The organism is Pseudomonas sp. CM27 (assembly GCF_013179515.1).
Lineage (GTDB): Bacteria > Pseudomonadota > Gammaproteobacteria > Pseudomonadales > Pseudomonadaceae > Aquipseudomonas.
On the sequence record NZ_JABMCN010000450.1, the window covers coordinates 1 to 1,165 of the forward strand.

The 1,165-nt window shown below is 59.7% G+C and carries 1 protein-coding gene; it reads left to right on the forward strand.

Annotated elements, in window-relative coordinates; all coding sequences use genetic code 11:
- Nucleotides 1-1,165, forward strand: a 1,165-nt coding sequence (locus HP547_RS28875) for an immunoglobulin-like domain-containing protein (protein WP_372243022.1), incomplete at both ends; no start/stop codon positions are given.

Genomic DNA, 1,165 nt, shown 5'->3' on the forward strand with positions numbered 1-1,165 from the left:
CCGTGCACATCAACACTGCATTGGCCAACGACCTGGTTGTGACGCTGAGCAACAACGCCCAGGTCATCATCAAGGCTGGCGAGACCAGCGTGCAGTACACCCACGATGCGCAGGGTGACGACGTCTATCAGGATGCCGGCGAAATCAGCCTGGGTATCAAGACCGCCGAAGACGCCAAGGGCACCGCTTTCGAGAACCTGCAGTTTGGCGGTGATGCGTCGGTAAAAGTTACCGACACCATCAACGAAGTGGTAGCCAAACTGACTGCCACGCCTTCGGTGAACGAAGGCGGCGAGATCACCTACACCGTCACGCTGACCAGCAAGGACGGCCTGCCGATCAACAACCATTCGGCGCTGTACTTCACCCTGAGCGACGGCAAGACGGTTGTCGTGGTGCCGGCCAACAGCAGCACCGGTTCGATCACCGTCACTGCGGCAGACAACGTCTACGCTGGCGGCAACGACCCGGTCGTGAAGGCGATTGCCGACGTCAGCGGGGCAGATGCGTGGAAGTTCGAACAACTGACCCTGGACAAGACTCCGGTCAGCACCACCGTTACCGACGAGCCGGGTACGCCAGGCAATGAAGGTGATCTGGTCAAGGTCACCATCAGCGCTGACCAGGTGTCGGTCGCCGAGAACGTCAAACCGACCTTCACCGTGCATATCAACGCACCGCTGGAGCACGATCTGGTCGTGACCCTGAGCAACAACGCACAGGTCACCATCAAGGCCGGCGAGACCAGCGCCCCGTATACCCACGACGCTCAGGGTGACGACGTTTACAAAGACTCGGGTGAAATCAGCCTGGGCCTCAAGTCCGCTGCCGATGTCGATGGCCGTACCTTCGAGAATCTGCAGCTGGGCAGTGACGCTTCGGTTCAGGTGACTGATACCACTGACGAGGTGGTGGCCAAGCTGACTGCTACGGCTTCGGTCACCGAAGGCGGTGAGATCACTTACACCGTGACGCTGACCAACAAAGATGGTCTGCCGATCAACAACCACTCGGAGCTGTTCTTCAAGCTGACTGATGGCACCACGGTTGTTGTACCGGCCAACAGCACCACAGGTTCGGCAACTGCAGTCGCACCGGACAACGTCTACGTTGGCGCTAACGAGCCGGTGGTCAATGCCATCGAAGCGGTCAGCGGCGCGGATGC